The sequence below is a fragment of the Dokdonella sp. genome, from assembly GCF_017744955.1.
Classification (GTDB): Bacteria; Pseudomonadota; Gammaproteobacteria; order Xanthomonadales; family Rhodanobacteraceae; genus Dokdonella_A.
Genome location: NZ_JAGIAG010000001.1, coordinates 865,487 through 882,771 on the forward strand (window position 1 = coordinate 865,487; position 17,285 = coordinate 882,771).

12 protein-coding genes are annotated in these 17,285 nt (G+C 70.4%); 3 read left to right on the forward strand and 9 right to left on the reverse strand.

The window, feature by feature from the left end:
• The first annotated feature begins 9 nt into the window (after positions 1–9).
• The gene (locus J7520_RS03540; protein WP_291184051.1) at positions 10–1,743 is read left to right on the forward strand and encodes a hypothetical protein; all 1,734 of its coding nucleotides are present in this window, start codon (positions 10–12) and stop codon (positions 1,741–1,743) included.
• A gap of 40 nt (positions 1,744–1,783) precedes the next feature.
• Positions 1,784–2,773: a UDP-glucose 4-epimerase GalE gene (gene galE / locus J7520_RS03545; protein ID WP_291184054.1), complete on the forward strand. Its 990-nt coding sequence runs from the start codon at positions 1,784–1,786 to the stop codon at positions 2,771–2,773.
• Here the strand turns inward: galE and J7520_RS03550 are convergent.
• A complete protein-coding gene (locus tag J7520_RS03550) occupies positions 2,704–3,534 on the reverse strand; it encodes a YdcF family protein (protein ID WP_291184057.1) in 831 nt (276 codons plus the stop codon). The two genes, galE and J7520_RS03550, sit on opposite strands and share 70 nt — an antisense overlap.
• Before the next feature lie 278 nt (positions 3,535–3,812).
• Here J7520_RS03550 and J7520_RS03555 point away from each other — a divergent pair, with 278 nt between their 5' ends.
• Positions 3,813–5,255 carry a hypothetical protein gene (locus J7520_RS03555; RefSeq protein WP_291184060.1) on the forward strand — a complete coding sequence of 481 codons (1,443 nt, stop codon included), beginning with the start codon at positions 3,813–3,815 and terminating at the stop codon, positions 5,253–5,255.
• A 339-nt stretch (positions 5,256–5,594) separates the two neighbouring features.
• Here J7520_RS03555 and J7520_RS03560 read toward each other — a convergent pair whose 3' ends face one another.
• The 8 genes from J7520_RS03560 to J7520_RS03595 form a co-directional block, all read right to left on the reverse strand.
• Complete coding sequence (locus J7520_RS03560; RefSeq protein WP_291184063.1) at positions 5,595–6,848, reverse strand: hypothetical protein; 1,254 nt, start codon at positions 6,846–6,848, stop codon at positions 5,595–5,597.
• 461 nt (positions 6,849–7,309) lie between these two features.
• Entirely contained in the window at positions 7,310–8,365 is a 1,056-nt protein-coding gene (locus J7520_RS03565) for a glycosyltransferase (protein ID WP_291184065.1), read from the reverse strand.
• A gap of 7 nt (positions 8,366–8,372) precedes the next feature.
• Positions 8,373–9,470: a glycosyltransferase gene (locus J7520_RS03570; RefSeq protein WP_291184068.1), complete on the reverse strand. Its 1,098-nt coding sequence runs from the start codon at positions 9,468–9,470 to the stop codon at positions 8,373–8,375.
• On the reverse strand, positions 9,470–11,026 hold the full coding sequence (locus J7520_RS03575; protein ID WP_291184070.1) for a lipid II flippase MurJ: 1,557 nt from the start codon (positions 11,024–11,026) through the stop codon (positions 9,470–9,472). The genes J7520_RS03570 and J7520_RS03575 overlap by 1 nt, the downstream gene beginning before the upstream one ends.
• Positions 11,023–12,360, reverse strand: a complete 1,338-nt coding sequence (locus tag J7520_RS03580; RefSeq protein ID WP_291184073.1) for an O-antigen ligase family protein — start codon at positions 12,358–12,360, stop codon at positions 11,023–11,025. The genes J7520_RS03575 and J7520_RS03580 overlap by 4 nt, the downstream gene beginning before the upstream one ends.
• 4 nt (positions 12,361–12,364) lie before the next feature.
• Positions 12,365–14,227 carry an asparagine synthase (glutamine-hydrolyzing) gene (gene asnB, locus J7520_RS03585; protein WP_291184076.1) on the reverse strand — a complete coding sequence of 621 codons (1,863 nt, stop codon included), beginning with the start codon at positions 14,225–14,227 and terminating at the stop codon, positions 12,365–12,367.
• Between the two features lie 2 nt (positions 14,228–14,229).
• Positions 14,230–15,423 (reverse strand): glycosyltransferase, encoded by a 1,194-nt coding sequence (locus tag J7520_RS03590; RefSeq protein ID WP_291184079.1) that lies wholly within the window; start codon positions 15,421–15,423, stop codon positions 14,230–14,232.
• The gene (locus tag J7520_RS03595) at positions 15,413–17,224 is read right to left on the reverse strand and encodes an asparagine synthase C-terminal domain-containing protein (protein WP_291184082.1); all 1,812 of its coding nucleotides are present in this window, start codon (positions 17,222–17,224) and stop codon (positions 15,413–15,415) included. The genes J7520_RS03590 and J7520_RS03595 overlap by 11 nt, the downstream gene beginning before the upstream one ends.
• Positions 17,225–17,285: the final 61 nt, after the last annotated feature.

Sequence of the window (17,285 nt, forward strand, 5' to 3'; positions counted from 1 at the left end):
GGGGACAGCGTGGATCGCATCGACGCCGCGGACAAGCGTTCGCACCTGTACCCGGCCTTGCCGCCGGACGCCACGCGCCTGCGCGTGGTCGCGCTGGTCGGCCACGTCAACGCGCCGACCTGGATCGCCGAGACGCTGGCGGCGATCGTCGACAGCGACGTGGCCGACCTGGTCACGATCGGCGCGGTGACGGCGCCGGCGCCGCGCCACCTGCCGCGGCTGCTCGAATTGTTCCTGCACGCCGACGCGTGGATCGGCGGCGTCGCGCGCATGGCGACCGCGCGCTGCTCGCTGCCGGGACGATTGCCGCAGACGATCTTCATCGGCTGCCGCGCCCGGCAGACCGAGCCGACGCTGGAACTGGCCGACGAGGACCTGCAGCGTCTCGCCGAGGCGAAGCCGGATCTGATCGTCTCCATCGGCCTGCCGCCGGCCGGTCCCCGCCTCGCCGCCGCCGCGCGGCTCGGCGTGTGGACGTTCGAGCGCTACGCCTTCGACCCGCTGCGCTCGGCGCTGTGGCTGCTCGATCCGGTGATGCGCGGCGACCCGGTCACGCGCGGCGGCCTGCTGGTGCATCTGTCCGAGCTCGGCGACTGGCGCGTGCTGCAACCGCTGCGCAGCGCGACCTCGCAGCTGTCGTTCTCGCGCAATCGCGCCAACCAGTTGCTGCGTACGCCGGCGCTGCTGGTGCGCGCGCTGCGCGAGCTGGCGCTGGGGCGGTCGCCGGCGCTGCATCCGGCGCCGCAGTTCCAACCGCCGGGAACATTGGCGATGTGCGTGTTCGGCCTGCGCTTCGTGCTGCGCGGGCTGCGCCGCCAACTGCCGCGGCTCGGTCGCGTCGAATCCTGGTTCCTCGCCGTGCGGCGCGGCCGCCGCCTGGATCCGGCGGCGCCGCGGCTGGACGAATTCCAGCGCGTCGACGCGCCGCCCGGACATTTCTGGGCCGATCCGTGCGCGCTGCGCCACGACGGGCGCGACTACGTCTTCGTCGAGGACTATCCGTACGCGACGCGACGCGGCCTCATCACCGCGATCGAGCTCGGCGGCGACCTGCGCCCGGCGCGCACCTGGGTCGCGCTGGAGACCGCCTGGCATCTGTCCTATCCGTGCCTGTTCGAGTGGAACGGCGACATCTACATGACGGTCGAGTCGTCGGAGACGCAGCGCGTCACGCTGTATCGCGCGCGCCGCTTCCCGGACCAGTGGGAGCAGGTGTCCCACCTGCTGCACGGCTGGAACATCGTCGACCCGACCCTGCATTTCGACGGCACGCGCTGGTACCTGTTCGCCACGGTGAAGGAAAGCGCGCTCAGCTACGACGATCGCATCTGGGACGACCTGTTCCTGTTCAGCGCGCCGACGCCGCTGGGGCCGTGGCGGCCGCATCCGAACAATCCGATCGTCAGCGACGTGCGCGCCGCGCGCCCGGCCGGCCGCCTGTTCGTGCACGAAGGCCGGCTGATCCGGCCGTCGCAGGATTGCAGCGTCGAGTACGGCTACGCGGTGGTCTTCAACGAGGTCACCGAACTCGATCCCGAGCGCTACGCGGAGCGGCCGATCGGGCGCCTCGAGCCGAGCTGGGACGCGCACCTGAAGGGCTGCCACACCTATTCGACCAGCGCCGACCTGGAAGTGCTGGATGCGAAGATCCTGATCGGACAAGGCCGCGAGCACGCGCGCGCGAACGCGACGTCGACCGCGCGGCCGGTGTCGAACGAACCGATGTCGGAGGAAACATCATGAACGCAGAGGCGATGATCACGGACCCGGCGGGGCGGATGCGATGAGCGCGAACACGATTCTCGTCACCGGCGGCGCCGGCTACATCGGCAGTCACGTCGTGCGCCAGCTGCGCGAGGCCGGCGAGCGCGTGGTCGTGCTCGACGATCTCAGCACCGGCTTTCGCGAAGCGGTGCTCGACGCGCCGCTGGTGGTCGGCCAGGTCGGCGACGAGGCGCTGGTCGAGCGCGTGCTGGGCGAACACGCGGTCGACACCGTCATGCACTTCGCCGCGCGCACGATCGTGCCGGAGTCGGTCGCCGATCCGCTGCGCTACTACGGCAACAACACGGCGCAGACGCGCAGCCTGCTCGATCGCTGCGTGAAGGCCGGCGTGAAGCATTTCGTGTTCTCCTCGACCGCCGCCGTGTACGGCATCCCGGGCGACGGCCGCGTGCGCGAGGATTCGCCGACGCAGCCGATCAATCCCTACGGCAGCTCCAAGCTGATGAGCGAGTGGATGCTGCGCGATCTCGACGCGATCGGCGCGCTGCGCCACGTCGTGCTGCGCTACTTCAACGTCGCCGGCGGCGATCCGCAGGGCCGCATCGGCCAGAGCACGAAGAACGCGACCTTGCTGTTCAAGGTCGCCTGCGAGGTCGCGCTCGGCCGGCGCGCGCAGCTCAGCGTGTTCGGCACCGACTACCCGACCGCCGACGGCACCGGCGTGCGCGACTACATCCACGTCGAGGATCTGGCCGCCGCGCATCTGCGCGCGCTGGACTACCTGCGCGCCGGCGGCGCCTCGACCACGCTGAACTGCGGCTACGGCCACGGCTATTCGGTGCGCGAGGTGATCGCGGCGGTCGAGCGCGCGCACGGCGCCGGTATCGCCGTCGTCGAGCAGCCGCGCCGCGCCGGCGATCCGCCGTCGCTGATCGCCGACGCCGCGCGCGCCGGCGAGGTGCTCGGCTGGCGTCCGCGCTACGACGACATCGACGTCATCGCGCGCACCGCGCTGGCGTGGGAACGCAAGCTCGCCGCCGCCGGCTGACGCGCGCGCCAGCGATAGACCAGCATGCCGACGATCTCGTGGATCGCCGCGTCGGCCTTGCGCAGCGCCGACGTGCGCGGCAGGAAGTAGCCGATGCCGCGCGGCGGCACCCAGGCGGAATCGCTGGCGATCGCGCAGGCGTCGAAGCCGGCGGCGCGGAACGCGACCAGCGCGCGCGGCAGGTGCAAGGCGGAGCTGACCAGCGCGATGCGCGACGGCGGCGGTTGCGGCAGCGCGCGCAGATGCTCGGCGTTCTCCCAGGTCGTCATCGAGGTCCGCTCGGTGACGATCGCCGCGGCCGGCACGCCGAGGCGTTCGGCCAGCGCGGCGAGCACCTGGCTCTCCGGTACGCGTTCGTCGGCCGCGCCGGCGATGTACAGATGCACAGCACCGGCGCGCTGGAACGCGGCGGCGCCGGCGAGCAGCCGGCGCAGGCTCGGCGCGGACAAGGCGACGACGTCGTCGGCGTCCTGCGGATCGCCGTCGAACCCTCCGCCGAGCACGACGAGCGCGTCCGGCAGCGGCTCGGAGCAAGCCGCCGGATCGCCCGCGTCGATCTCGACCAGGCGCACCAGCGCATTGGCGCCGAGCGGGGTCATCGCCACCAGCGCGAGCATCGCCAGCGCGACCGCGGGCAGGCGCAGACAGCGCCGGCGCGCGCCGAGCAGGACCAGCGAGGCGGCGATCAGCCAGGTCAGCGGCGAGAGCAGGAAATCCGTCATGGCGTTCGAGGGCGCAGCGGCAAGGCGGTGGCGCGCCATGATCGCATCCCGCGCGTCGCCGCGGAGGTCATGCTGACTCGCACCGGAACGCGCATTCGCCGTCGCCGATCGCGCGCGCGCGGGCGGCGTACACTCGCCGGCGGATCGCGTGCGGCCGGCGCATCGGCGACTCGTCGATCTTCCCATCGGCGGATCCGGACTGCTTCCGGACTCGCCTGCGCGAGCGGTCCGCACGTGTCCGGTCGCGAGCGGCACATTCGCGTGCCACGGGAATCCCGGCGTCGGCCGAGGATTCCTTCCTGAGTCGGCCAACGAACATGTCGAAACTGGTTCTCGTGTCATTCCTCGCCGCCGGCGGCGCGGCGCTCGCGGTGATGGGGGCGTCGCGGCCGGGCAGTCGCGATGCGCCGGATCCGCCGCCGCGGCCGGCCGTCGATGCGGGCGTCGCGGCGGCGCATTCCTCGCACAAGCGCGCCTCGCTGCCGGAAACGGCGCCGCGTGCCGGCGGTTGCGCCGACCTGTACGCGGCCGGCGATTTCGCCTTGCTCTCCGCCTACGACGCGCCGACCGCGATACCGGAACTGGCGCGTCCGCAGAAAGGCGTCGGCGTGCGCGAGCCGACGTTCGGAACCTGCCTGGTGCGCGCGACCGACCGCCAGGCGGACTATCCGAACGGCGGTTTCCTGCGCAACGACTATTCGCGCCGGCAGGCGTTCAACGCCGACGATTCGCGTTATCTGGCGTTCTCGACGGACGGCTACTGGCATCTCTACGATGCGGCGAACTTCAAGCATCTGGGCGTGCTGAAGGGGCTGGCCGGCGACGCCGAGCCGCAGTGGCAGCCGAACGATCCGCAACGGCTGGACTACCTGCCGCTCAACGGCGGCACGGTGATCGACCAGATCGACATCCGCCGCGGCGCCTCGAAGGTCGTCGCCGATCTGAAGGCCGCGCTGCCGGCGTGGGGCGCCACGGCCGAACACATCTGGACCAAGTCCGAAGGCTCGCCGTCGGCCGACGGCCGCTACTGGGGCTTCCAGGTCGAGAACGGCAAGTTCGAACTGCTCGGTTTCCTGGTCTGGGACCAGCAGAACCAGCGCGTGGTCGGCGCGCGCGAGGGGTCCGAGCGGCCCGATCACGTCAGCATGACGCCGTCGGGGCGCTGGTTCACGATCTCCGACGACGATACCGGCACGTGGGCTTGGTCGCCGGACTTCACGCAGAAGAAGAAGCTGCACCACAAGAGCGAGCATTCCGATCTGGCGATCGGCGCCGACGGCCACGACGTGTACGTCTCGATCGACTACCAGAGCAACGGCGGCGACGTGTTCTACGCCGACGTCGACGCCTGCCCGGCGGTGCCGGCGGACGTGCGCGACGCGCCGGTCTGCCCGCGCACGGTGCTGTTCCGCAGCTACGTCAACGGCAGCGTCGGCGCGATGCATTTTTCCGGCAAGGCCTACGACCGTCCCGGCTGGGTGCTGGTGTCGACCTACGGCACGACGCCGCAGCGCAACGGCGCGCTGCCGTGGTTCGCCGACAAGATCTTCGCGCTGGAACTGAAGGACAAGCCGCGCGCGCTCGGCATCGCCTATCACCGCAGCATCGGCGTGACCGGCCTGGGCTACTGGTCCGAGCCGCAGGCGACGGTGGATCGCGGCTTCCGGCGCATCCAGTTCTCCTCGAGCTGGCAGAGCACCAACGAGGGCGACATCGAGGCGTACCAGGTGCTGTTGCCGGACGGCGTCCTGGACGAGTGAGGCGCTGATCGACGCACGCGTTCGAGCAGATGATGGTCGAAGCGCGAGCTGTTCGCGCTGAGGCCGCTCGCCCGAGGTTCGAGGCGTGGTGCGAGAAAGCGTGCTCTCGCAGAGGCGCAGAGAGCGCGGAGAAAAATCCAGGCGCGAGCTGTTCGCGCTAAGGCCACTCGTCCGAAGTTCGAGGCGTAGTGCGAGAAAGCCTGCACTCGCAGGGGCGCAGAGGACGCGGAGAAAAATCCAGAGTGCTCTTTCTCCGCGTCCTCTGCGTCTCTGCGAGAAACCAGCTTCGACCCTCGCCCCAAAAGCGCGAGAGCCGATGCCGTTTTCCGCCGAGCTGACCTAGTGCACCGCTCCGGGCGGCAGCTGGATCAGATACGCCTCGATGTCGCTCTGATCGGTGCCGTACCAGCTCGAGTTGAACAGGATGCGCGTCAGGTCGCGATTGACCGACGATTGCGGTTCGGACCAGTACGCCAGCGGCGTCACGCCCACGCTGTTGTGGTAGGCGAGCTCGTAGACGCGCGCCTGCGGCGCGAGCTGCATCGCGAACACCTTGTTGCCGTACCAGGGCATCGTGCCGTCGCGGCTGAGCGCCGTGCCGTACGGCGTGATGATCACCCAGCCCGGACGCGCATAGGCCTTGCCGGAGATGTGCAGCGCGGTGGTGCTGCCGTTGACGTAGGTCGGGAACAGCACGGTGCGCGGACATTCGGGCGGATTGACGGCGTCCGCCGGGACGGCCGGGCAGGCGTCGATGTCGATGTAGAACACGTCGCCGCCGTTGCTCTGGTAGTCGAGCGAGACGTACATGTCGTCGCCGTTCGCGCCGATCGCCAGATCGGAGTGCTCGGTGGTGTGGTGGAGCTTCTTCTTCTTGGTGAAATCCGGCGACCAGGCCCAGGTGCCGTCGAAACCCGAACTGGTGAACCAGCGGCCCGACGGCGTCATGCTGACGTGATCGGGACGGTAGGTGTTCTGGCGGCTGCCGACGAGCCGGTTCTGGGCGAGGTCCCACACGATGAAGCCGAGTGTCGAGTAGCCGCCGTCCTCGACCATGAAGCCCCAGTAGCGCGCATCGGCCGACGGCGAGCCTTCGGACTTGGTCCAGATGTGCGCCGCGTTCTGCGCCCACGCCGGCAGCTGGCCGCGGAAGTCGGCGACGGTCTGGCGCGCGCCGGTGCTGACGTCGAGCGAGTACATCACGGTGCCGCCGTTGTTGGGCACGTAGTACAGCAGGTTCGGATTGGTCGGGTGCCACTGCGGCTCGGCGTCGCCGGCCAGGCCGTCGAGCACGTGCAGGTAGGCCAGCGAGTTGGCGTCGTACAGGTGCCAGTAGCCGTTCGAGCCGAACACGAAGAAGCGCGTGTTGTCGGCATTGAACGCCTGCCGGCGCGAATAGTCCTCGCGCAGGAACGCGGCGGGCGGATATTCGACGCGGTGGTCGGTGGTGCGGACCATGCAGGTGCCGAAGGTCGATTCGCTGAACGGCACGGCCTTGACCGGTTTCGGCGATGCGGCCAGCGACGGGCCGGCGCCCCTGCCCTCGGGCAGCGCGAACGATTCGGGATAGAAGCCGGCGCAGGGGCCGGTCACAGACACGAACTCGAAGCTGCCGTCGAAGATGGTTTCGCCGGGAAGCGGCGAAGACGCTTTCGAGTGGGGGACGAAGCCGCAAAACGCGGCGAAAAAAATCACGAACGCAAAGGAATTTCTAACTTTCATTTTCTCGAACGACCTCGATGAACGCCGCCGGAACCAGGCGGTGGACGGCGATTCTGGGAGGCGTTTTCGAGCCGAATTGCGATCGGCATCACGAAAGTTGCGTGTCCGACGCGGGTCACCGAGCCGACGTCCGAATTACGTGATGGCTTTCAAAAAAAGAATTTACCGGAAAATGGAAAGCGTTAAATAAATATACTTTTGCGTCGGAATGACGCGACGGAGTCCGTCGTCGGAATGTGAAATCTCCGTCGGGGGGACTCGCGACGCCGGCTCGGCGGCGCGGGAGCCGCCCCCGATAGCGGCGACAGTGGGGTTCGCGGAGAGGGGGGCGCCTAGTAGATGCGCGGCGGGCGCAGGCGGCACAGCAGATGGATCAAGGCGCTCGCACGCACGGCCGCCAGCGCGAGGAACACGCGCTTGAACGGGGCGAGTTCGGCGCAGCGCAGCGCCTGCGCATACGGCAGCGGCGGCGGAACGGACAGCAAGCCCGAGATCGCGCGGCGCGGTCGCTCGGCGGATTCGTCCCCGGCGATCGCCGCCCGGCTGGACGCGTAATAGAGCCAGGTCGCGAAGCTGTGGGCGGCGAGCGCGGGCGCCGTGCGCTTGAGTTCCTCGTCGGAGGCGATTTCGGTCGCCAGCAGGAAGTACATGGCCTGCTCGGCGATCCGCCGCTCGCGCGGCACCTCGCGTTTGGCGAAGTACTGGCTGGTCAGCGAGGACGGCGAATGGACGTAGTGGTACAGCGCCTCGTCGACGTAGGCCAGGCGCTCGGCATGCGCCAGGCTGGCCATGATGAAGAGCGCGTCCTCGTGCATCGAGACCGCTTCGCTGAAGCGCACGGTCTGGCGTTCCAGCAGCTCGCGCCGAAACAGGCAGGTCCAGACGAAGCCGTGCACCGAGGACGCATCGCCGAGCCCCGCCAGCGGCTTCAGCCAATGCTGCACGATCGCCTCCCGTCGGTGGACGCCGGCGGCGAAGCCTTCGATGTTGGAGTGCGAGCGCTCGCGGCCGGCGCCGATGAAGTAGCGGCACACCGCGACGTCGGCGGCGTGTTCCTTCGCCGCCGCGTACAGGCGCTCGAACATCGGCGGCTCGGCGAAGTCGTCGGCGTCGCAGAAGCCGACGAATTCCCCGCGCGCGCGGGCCAGGCCCGCGTTGCGCGCCTTGCTGCAGCCGCCGTTGGCCTGGCGCAGATGGACGAGATTCGCATGCGCGCCGGCGTAGCGTTCGCAGAGCGCGGCGGTGCCGTCGGTGGAACCGTCGTCGACGACGATGATCTCGATGCCGCCGAGGCTCTGCGCCAGCAGCGAATCCAGGCAGGCGCCGAGGCGCTCCTGCGCGTTGAACGCGGGAACGACGATGCTGACCGTCGGGCGTGCGGACTCCATCGGCGCCTCAGATCGGACCGGACAGGGACAGCGCGGTCTGCAGCGAGGCGGCGACCAGCGCGTCCGGCCGTCCGTGCGCGCGGTAGTAGTCGAGGCTCGCCTGGGTCATGCGCGCGCGCGTCTGGTCGTCATCGAGCAGGCGGCGCACCGCCGCCAGGCACGATTCCGGGCTGTCGAACTCCAGATAGTTCCGCTCCGGCGCGAACGAGCCCGGCAGGCGCATGTGCAGCCGCTCGGAGACGATCGCGCGCGACATCGCCAGGTACTCGGCGAACTTCCAGCCGATCGAGCGATGCAGGCCGCTGCTGGCGATGCAGACAGGATGCTCGCGCACCAGCGCCAGGTAGTTGCGCTTGCGCGTCAGGCGCGCGTCGTCGACGACCAGGTCGGGAAACGCGCGCCGCGCGAACGGCGTGGCGCGAAAGCCGCAGGTGGCGCGGTCGCCGACGTCCTCGCGCAGGGCGCGCATGCAGCCGGCACGCAGGGCGTTGATCTCGACGCGCTCGGCGGCGGTTTCGGCCGACGGCGCCTGCTCCGGATCCCAGGCTTCGGCGAGGAACAGCACGCGCGGCTTCAGGTGCAGCGGCGGCGGCGCTTCCAGGTCGCCGAGGCGCGGCGTGAACAGGCGGTCGCCGAGCAGGCGATCGAGCCCGAGCGCACGCAGGCGCGACTTCAGCCGCTCCTGCCCGTGCAGCAGCCGCGTGCGCTGCCAGGCGAGCAGGCTCGGTGCCGCGTCGTGCACCCACACGTTGGCGCCGAGCGGCAGCACGCACTCGGGCGCGGCGCACATCGCCACGTAGCGTTCTTCCCAGCTGCGCTTGAAGTAGACGTCGACGCGGCGCAGCAGCTCCTCGCTGACCTCGCTCGCGTCGTGCACGTCGTAGCCGATGCGCAGACCGTTGGCGATCACCACCAGGTGCGAGGCGCGCACCTCGGTGAGATGCGCGGGCAGGTCGGGCTGATGGAAGTCGGTCGGCAGCAGGCGCTGGCGCAACCGGATCCGCCCGGCGCGCGCGAGCATGCCGAAGCCGGCGTAGATCTGCTGCAGGTGCGGCTCGTCGGCCTGGCACAGCAGCTCGCAGGAAACGGCGGCCGAGCGTGTCATCAGGCGGTGCTCCGTTTCGTGCGCAGGCGGGAGGAGAGCATGGCGACCGCGTCGCGCAGGTCCCGCTGGCGCAGGACCCAGGCGACGGCGAGCGCCGCGGCCAGCGCCGGCAACGCGATCAGGCAGTGCGCGAACGCGCGCAGCCGGTCGCCGTCGGCCGGGCCGATCCAGTGGTTCGCCGGCAGCACGATCGCGATCAGCACCAGGCACGGCAGCACGACGCCGGCGAGGTCGCGGCCGAAGCCGGGCGGCCACGGCACGCCGAGCAGACGGCGCACGGCCCAGGTCGACAGCGCGGCCGACTGGATCGCCGCGATCAGCGTCGACAGCGCGATGCCGCGCAGGCCGAGCTCGCGCGCCCACAGCGCGTTCAGCGCGATGCAGGTGGCGACGCCGGCGAGGCCGATGGCGACCTGCGTCCACGCCCAGCGCGCCGCGTGCAGCACGCGGTAGCTGAAGTACGCATGCGCGCGCGCGATCACCACCAGCGACAGGAAACCGAGCGCCTCGACCGTCAGCAGGGTCGAGCGCGTGTCGAAATGCCCGCGCTGCAGCAGCAGTTCGACCACCGGCTGCGCGAGCAGCGCGAGCAGGGTCGCGCACGGCAGCGTGAGGAACAGCAGGAAACGCACGCCGTGCGCGTAGGTCGCCGCGGCGCCGGCGGAATCGCCGGCGGCGAACAGGCGTCCGAGCGGCGGGTAGTAGGTGGTGATGACGGCCTGCGCGAACACTTCCAGCGGCAGGTAGGCGAGCATGCTGGCGTAGCTCAGCGCCGAGATCGAGCCGGAATCGAGCAGCGATACGAAGTACTGGTCGACGAAACCGGTCAGCATCGCGCCGGCCGAGCCGACGAACAGCGGCAGCAGGTGTCCGAACGGCGCGCGGAAATCCGCGTGCGAATAGTCGAACGCCGGGCGGATGCTGCTGGCGAGTAGGTCGCGGTTGCCGTACAGCAGCAGGCCCGCCTGCATCGCGTAGCCGAGGATCACGCCCCAGATCAGCGCGGTGACGCCCATGCTGTGCGCGAACAGCAGCGCGCAGCCGACCACCGCGACGTTGTTGACGATGCCCTCCAGGCCCGGCAGCACGAAGCGCTCGCGCGCGAGGCTGAGCGCCGACAGCAGCGAGGACATCGTGATCAGCCCGACGCAGGGCAGCAGCATGCGCGTCAGCGTGACCGCGCGCTCGTGCGTGTCCGGCGCCAGCCCCGGCGCCATCAGGCGCACCAGCGCGCCGGCCTTCAGATACATCAGCACGCTGCCGGCGAGCGCCAGCAGCAGCACCAGGGTCAGCAGCGTGTTGGCGCCGCGCCAGACGTCGCTGCCCGTGCGGCCCGCGAGGTTGGCGACGAAGCGCGGCACGAATGCGATCGTCAATGTCGAGGTCAGCAGGCCCGGCAGCAGCAGGGGCAGCGAGTAGGCGACCCAGAACGAGTCGAGCATGCCCGAGGTGCCGAACAGGCCGGCGATCAGCAGCGTCTTGCCGAGCGCGAGCAGCTTGCCGCCGAGGTTCAGCCCCGACAGCACGATCGTCGCCTTGCGCGAGCCGGCGCTCACGAGCCGCCGCCGGAGGGCCGGCGCAATCCCGGCAGGCTGCGTTCGAGCAGCGGGAAGCGTTCCAGCATGCGCTCCTGCGCGCTGACTTCAGCCGTGTCCTCGGCGGCCGGCCGGCTGCCCATCTTCAGCCGCATGTAGCGTTCGAGCAGTCCGCACAGCACCCAGTAGGTGCCGAACACGTTGTTCTCCAGGAACGGGCTGCCGTAGAGGTTGCCGAGCGCCGCGCTGATCGTCGTGACGGTGAAGGCGACGGCGAGCGCGCGCGCTTCCGGATCGTCCGGCGGTACGTTGCGGCGCAGGAAGCCGCTCAAGCGGAACAGCGCGTAGAACACGAACAGCAGCGCCGCCAGTCCCTGCACGCCCATCTCGGCCAGGGTCAGCACGTAGAAGTTGTGCGCGTCGTAGCCCTTGTGGCTGGAGTAGTTGCCGATCTGCGTCTTGAAGCGGTTCAGGCCGACGCCGAGCGGATGCTCGGACCACATCGCGATCGCGCCCGACCAGATTTCCCAGCGGCTGGTGGTGCTCTCGTCGAGCACTTCCGCGCCGTGCGTGTCGCGCTGCTTGGTCTCGGCGACGCGCTGGGTCACGCTGTCCGGCAGCAGGCTCGACATCGACACCAGCGCCGCGCCGAGCACCACGGCGAACACGACGTTGCGCCGGAGCAGCAGCAGGACCGCGCCGGCGATCGCGATGAAGTAGGACTGCCGCGAATAGGTGACCAGGATCGCCATCGCCACCAGCGCGATGCCGACGATCGACGCCAGCCGCCACAGGCGCTGCTTGCGCATGAACAGCGCCAGGCCGATGAACATCGGCAGGAATATCGCGTAGTAGATGCCGGCGCGATTCGCGTCGCGGTAGTCGGCGCCGAACGGGCCGGAAGCGCGATGCGTCTCGTTGAAGGTGCCGATGCCGTAGTCCAGTCCCTGCCGCACGGCCTGCAGGCCGGCCAGCGCGGCGACCGCGAGCACGGCGATGATCAGCAGCCGCGTCGTCGGCAGGTCCTGCCGGCAGCGCAGGTACATGAAGTACAGCAGCGGCGACAGCAGCGCGTTGCGCAGGTAGTTGACGTCGAGCATGAAGTTGCCGGGCGCGACGAGCTGGGCCAGCACGAACGCCTGCAGCAGTGCGACGAAGAACACCACGATCGCCGGCTTCAGCAGCGCCGGCTCGCCGTGCAGCGCGTCCTTCTCCGAGCGCGCGAGGATCGCGACCAGCGTCACCGCGAACAGCACGTTCGGCAGGTTCACGCCCGGGATGCCGGTCTCGAACGAATAGTGCCCCTGGTAGACCGTATAGAGGATCTGGAACAGCAGCAGCGCGCGCAGCAGCATGGCGTCAGCCCGCCGTGGCGCCGTCGAGGAAGCGCCGCGCCCACGATTCCAGCGAGACGATCGACCACAGGATCTCGCCGTGGTCGGCGGCGCCGGCCAGATGCGCGGCGAGGTAGTCGCCGGCGACGCGCGCGTCGAGCAGGCCGCGCTCGCGGAACGCGCGGCTGCCGATCACGTCGGCGGCCAGGTCGCGCAGGTCGCCGCGGAACCAGTCTGCCAGCGGGATCGCGAAGCCCTGCTTCGGCTTGGACAGCTGCGCCGGCGGCAGCCAGCGCGCGGCGACCTTGCGCAGCAGGTACTTGCCGCGACCGTCGCGCACGCGCATCTCGTGCGGCAGGCGCACGGCGAACTCGACCAGGCGATGGTCGAGCAGCGGCGCGCGGCCTTCCAGCGAATTGGCCATCGCGGTGCGGTCGAGCTTGACCAGGATGTCGTCCGGCAGATAGCTGTGCAGGTCGATCGCGACGATGCGGTCGAGCGGGTCGCCTTCGGGCACCTCGCGCAGGGCCTGCTCGAGTCCGCGGTAGTGGTTCGGCTCGGCGCGGCCGAGCAGCGCCGCCGCGGTGTCCGCGCGCGTCAGCGCGACGCCGCTCAGGTAGTCCTCGGGGAAGCGCTGCGCGAGGCGTTCGCCGATGCGGCGCAGTCGATAACCGTGGCTGCCCGGCAGCAGGTGTCCGCCGACGCGCGCGGCCAGCGCGGCGAGCGGCCGCGCGGCGCCGAGGCGGCGCAGGCGCAGGTAGCGCAGGTAGCGGTCGTAGCCGCCGAAGGCCTCGTCGCCGCCGTCGCCGGTCAGCACCATCTTGACGCTGCGGCGCGCCAGTTGCGCGACCAGGTAGGTCGGGATCGCCGAGGAATCGGCGAACGGTTCGTCCAGGTGCCAGACCAGCTTCTCGAACAGGTCGACCGCGTCGGGCTCGACGATGAACTCGTGGTGGTCGGTGCCGAAATGCTGCGCGACGCGGCGCGCGTCGGACAGTTCGTTGAAGGCGTCCTCGCGGAAACCGATCGAGAACGTGCTGACCGGCCGGTTCATCTGCCGCGCCATCAGCGCGACCACCACGCTCGAATCGAGTCCGCCGCTGAGGAACGCGCCGAACGGCACGTCGGCGACGAGGCGGCTGGACACCGCCTGCTCGAGCCGCACTTCCAGTTCGCTTTCCGCGTCCGCTTCGGACAGGTCGCGACGCTGGCCGAATTGAAGCGTCCAGTAGCGATGCAGTTCGCAGCGGCCGTCGACGTAGCGCAGGTAGTGCGCCGGCGGCAGCTTGCGCACGCCGGAGAAGATGCTCGCCGGCGCCGGCACGTAGCCGAAGCACAGGTAGGCCTGCACCGCGTCGGCGTCGATCTCGCGGCGGAAGCCCGGCACCTGCAGCAGGGACTTCAGCTCGCTGGCGAAGGCCAGGCGGCGGCCGTCGTCGTCGTAGAACAGCGGCTTCTCGCCGAAGCGGTCGCGCGCGAGCAGCAGCGTGCGCGAGCGCGCGTCCCAGATCGCGATGGCGAACATGCCGTGCAGGCGCTCGAAGCAGCGTTCGCCGAATTCGAGGTAGCCGTGCACGATGACTTCGGTGTCCGACTGCGTGGCGAAGCGGCAGCCGCGCTGCTCCAGCTCGGTGCGCAGCTCGCGGTAGTTGTAGATCTCGCCGTTGAACACGACCTGCACGCGGCCGTCGGCGCCGTGCAGCGGCTGGTGCCCGCCGGCGAGGTCGATGATCGACAGGCGGCGCATGCCGATCATCGCCTGGTCGTCGCGGTAGATGCCTTCGTCGTCCGGGCCGCGATGCACGATCGCCGCGTTCATCGCGCGACCGACGCTTTCCTGCGCCAACGGCTGGCCGGGTGCCGCGACGATGCCGACGATGCCGCACATGCTCAGGACTCCTCGAGGGCGGCGTCGACGCCGTCGCCGATCGTGCCGGGCGCGGCACCGCGATACAACGCGAGCAGGCGTGCGACCACGCCGTCGATGCCGGCGCGGCGTGCGACGTCGGCGCGGCCCTGCCGGCCGAGCGCGCACAGCGCATCCGGCGGCATCGACTGCGCCTCGCGCAAGGCGCTCGCCAGCGCCTCGACGTCGCCGACCGGGAACAGCCAGCCGTTGCGCCGCGTGGCGATGAAATCCTCGCTGCCGCTGACCTCGCTGGCGATCACCGGCAGGCCACTGGCCATGAATTCGAGCAGCGAGTTGGACAATCCCTCGATGATCGACGGCAGCACCGCGACGTCGGCACCAGCGAGCGCCTGCTCGACGTCGTCGCGATGGCCGACGAAGGACAGCTGCGCGGCGATGCCGAGCTGGTCGGCGAGCGCGCGCAGCTTGGGCTCGTCCTCGCCCTTGCCGACCAGTTCCAGCTCGGCCGCCCCGGCCTGCGGGAACGCGCGCTGCCAGCCGCGCAGCAGCGTGTCCAGGCCCTTGTGCTGCTGCAGGCGGCCGACGTAGACCACGCGCAGCGGCGCCTGCGGCGGGCGCGGCGCGTGCTCGGCGCGGAAGCGCTCGACGTCGACCGCGTTCGGCAGGTGCACGACCAGCTCGGCCGGCAGCCCGCGCGCGACCGCTTCCCGGCCGATGCGCCGGCTGATCACCTGGTAGGCCGATGCGCGGCGCAGCAGCGACTTGAACCAGCGCGTGGCGAGACTCGGCTGCGACACGAGCAGGCCGCGTTCGAGCTCCCACTGCCCGGTGAACTTGACGATCGTCGGCAGTCCCAGGCGACGACCCGCGCCGCAGCACAGCGCGGCGAGATAGTGCGCGATGTGCGCGTGCAGCGCGTCGTAGCGACGCCGCCGGCGATGCAGGAACAGCAGCAGCCGCGTCCACAGCACGAGGCTGCCGAGGCCGCTCACGTGCGGATAGGCGAGCCGGCACACCGGCAGGCCGTCGACGCGCTCGACGCGCCGTTGCGATCCGCCGGCGAAGCGCGGCGTCAGCACCGTCACGCGGTGCCCGCGCCGGCGCAGCGCGCGGCCGAGCGTGCGCACCTGCGATTCGGCGCCGCCGCCGCCGTAAGGCGGGAACGGGCTCTCCAGCACCATCAGGACGCGCAGCGGATGCGGATCACGTGCCATCGAGATGCCTGCGCAGCCACAGTTCCAGCACGAGCATCTGCCAGATCGCGCCGGAATGGTCCCAGCTGCCGCGCATGTGCTCTTCGATCAGCGCCTCGACGCAGGCCGGCTCGAACCAGCCGCGCGCGCGGGCGCGCGCATCGAACAGCACGCCCTTGACCATCTCGATGAAGGCCGCGTCGCTGCGCAGCCACACCGCGATCGGCAGGCCGAAGCCCTGCTTCTTCTTGCGCAGGATCGCCTCCGGCAGCACCTCGGCCATCGCGCGCTTGAACAGATAGCGCTTGTGCGTGCGGCGCACCTTGAAGCGCGCCGGCAGCCGTCCGGTGTAGGCGACCAGGGCCGGATCGACGTAGGGATAGCGCACGCTGACGCCGCTCGCCTTGCACGCGCCGTGCACCTTGACCAGGTCGTTCTGCGCGATCGCCATCGAAAGATCCAGGCGCATGATCCGGTGCAGCGGGCTCGCCTCTTCGCCGCCGCGCGCGTACAGCTCGCGCATGAACTCCAGCGAGGCGTCGCGGCCGACCTCGGCGCGGAACGCCGGCGTGAGCAGCTTTTCGTAGTAGTCCGAGGCGAACGAGTCGTCGGTGTAGAAGCGGTCGGGGTTGGGCAGTGAGGAGCGGCGGAAGAAGTTGTCCACGCGCTGCAGGAAATGGTTCGAACTCCGTCCGGCGCCGTGGCCGATCGCGCGGCCGAGCGCCTTCAGCGGCGCCGGCAGGCGATAGAACGACTCCATCACCCAGTCCTTGGCGTAGCGCTGGTTGCCGCCGAAGATCTCGTCGCCGCCGTCGCCGGCGAGCAGCACGTCGACGCCCTGGCGGCGCGCGAGGTCGGCGCAGGCCAGGGTCGGCACCGCCGAGGCGTTGCCGAACGGCTGGTCGTAGTGGCGCACGATGGATTCGACCAGCGAGGTGGTCTGCTCGCGGCCGACGGTGGCGAACGACGGCTCGGCGCCGCAGGCCTCGGCGGCGAGCCGCGCGAAGTCCAGTTCGTCGTAGCCGGCCTCGGCGAAGCCGATCGAGAAGCTGCGCACGCGCCGCTTCGGCTGCTGCCGCGCGAGGATCGACACGATGCTCGAACTGTCGGTGCCGCCGGACAGGAAACAGCCCCACGCGGCCGCTTCGCTTTCCGGACGGTAGTCGTGCACGGTCGAGACGATGCGCTCGCGCAGTGCCGCGGCGAGCCGGTCGTCGTCGCCGTCGAGGTCCTGCGGGTAGTCGGGCAGGAAGTAGCGTTCGAGGTTCAGCGTGCCGGCGTCCCAGGTCGCGCGCGTGCCGGGTTCGAGATGGGCGATCTCGCGGCAGATCGTGTGCGGCGCCGGGATGCAGCCGAAGTTGAGGTAATGGTAGACGGCGACCTTGTCGATCGTGCGCGCGCACTGCGGCAACGCCGCGAGCAGCCGCAGGTCGCTGGCGAGGTAGCAGTCGCCGCCGTGGCGGAAGACGTACAGCGGCAAGGTCGAGAAATGATCGGTCACGGCGACCAGACGCGCGCGGCCGGGCTGCCACAGCAGCTGCGCGAAGCGGCCGCGCCAGCCGGCCTGCACGGCCTCGCCCGCGTAGGCGGCGGTCCCTTCGGCGGGATCGCCGGCGACGAGGTCGGCCAGGGCCAGCCAGTGCGTGCCGTCGGCGGCGACGCCGTGGCGCACCGCGCCGCGCACCGCGACGGCGATGCGCTCGTCGCCGCTCGGCAGAAGCGTATAGCCGTCCGGAACGGCGAGCGCCGGTGCCGCGTTGGCGCCGATCGCGAGCAGCAGATCGCCGATGACGCTGATGGACGGGGGAGTCGGGTTCGACACGTGCAATCCTGGGCCTGCGACAGTTCGTTTCCACGCGACGGTGCTCCGTCGCGGCGTTTGA

Coding starts and splice junctions, on each gene's coding strand:
- galE (WP_291184054.1), top strand. CDS start 1,784: ATGAGCGCGAACACGATTCTCGTCACCGGCGGCGCCGGCTACATCGGC.
- J7520_RS03550 (WP_291184057.1), bottom strand. CDS start 3,534: ATGGCGCGCCACCGCCTTGCCGCTGCGCCCTCGAACGCCATGACGGAT.
- J7520_RS03555 (WP_291184060.1), top strand. CDS start 3,813: ATGTCGAAACTGGTTCTCGTGTCATTCCTCGCCGCCGGCGGCGCGGCG.
- J7520_RS03565 (WP_291184065.1), bottom strand. CDS start 8,365: ATGGAGTCCGCACGCCCGACGGTCAGCATCGTCGTTCCCGCGTTCAAC.
- J7520_RS03570 (WP_291184068.1), bottom strand. CDS start 9,470: ATGACACGCTCGGCCGCCGTTTCCTGCGAGCTGCTGTGCCAGGCCGAC.
- J7520_RS03580 (WP_291184073.1), bottom strand. CDS start 12,360: ATGCTGCTGCGCGCGCTGCTGCTGTTCCAGATCCTCTATACGGTCTAC.
- asnB (WP_291184076.1), bottom strand. CDS start 14,227: ATGTGCGGCATCGTCGGCATCGTCGCGGCACCCGGCCAGCCGTTGGCG.
- J7520_RS03590 (WP_291184079.1), bottom strand. CDS start 15,423: ATGGCACGTGATCCGCATCCGCTGCGCGTCCTGATGGTGCTGGAGAGC.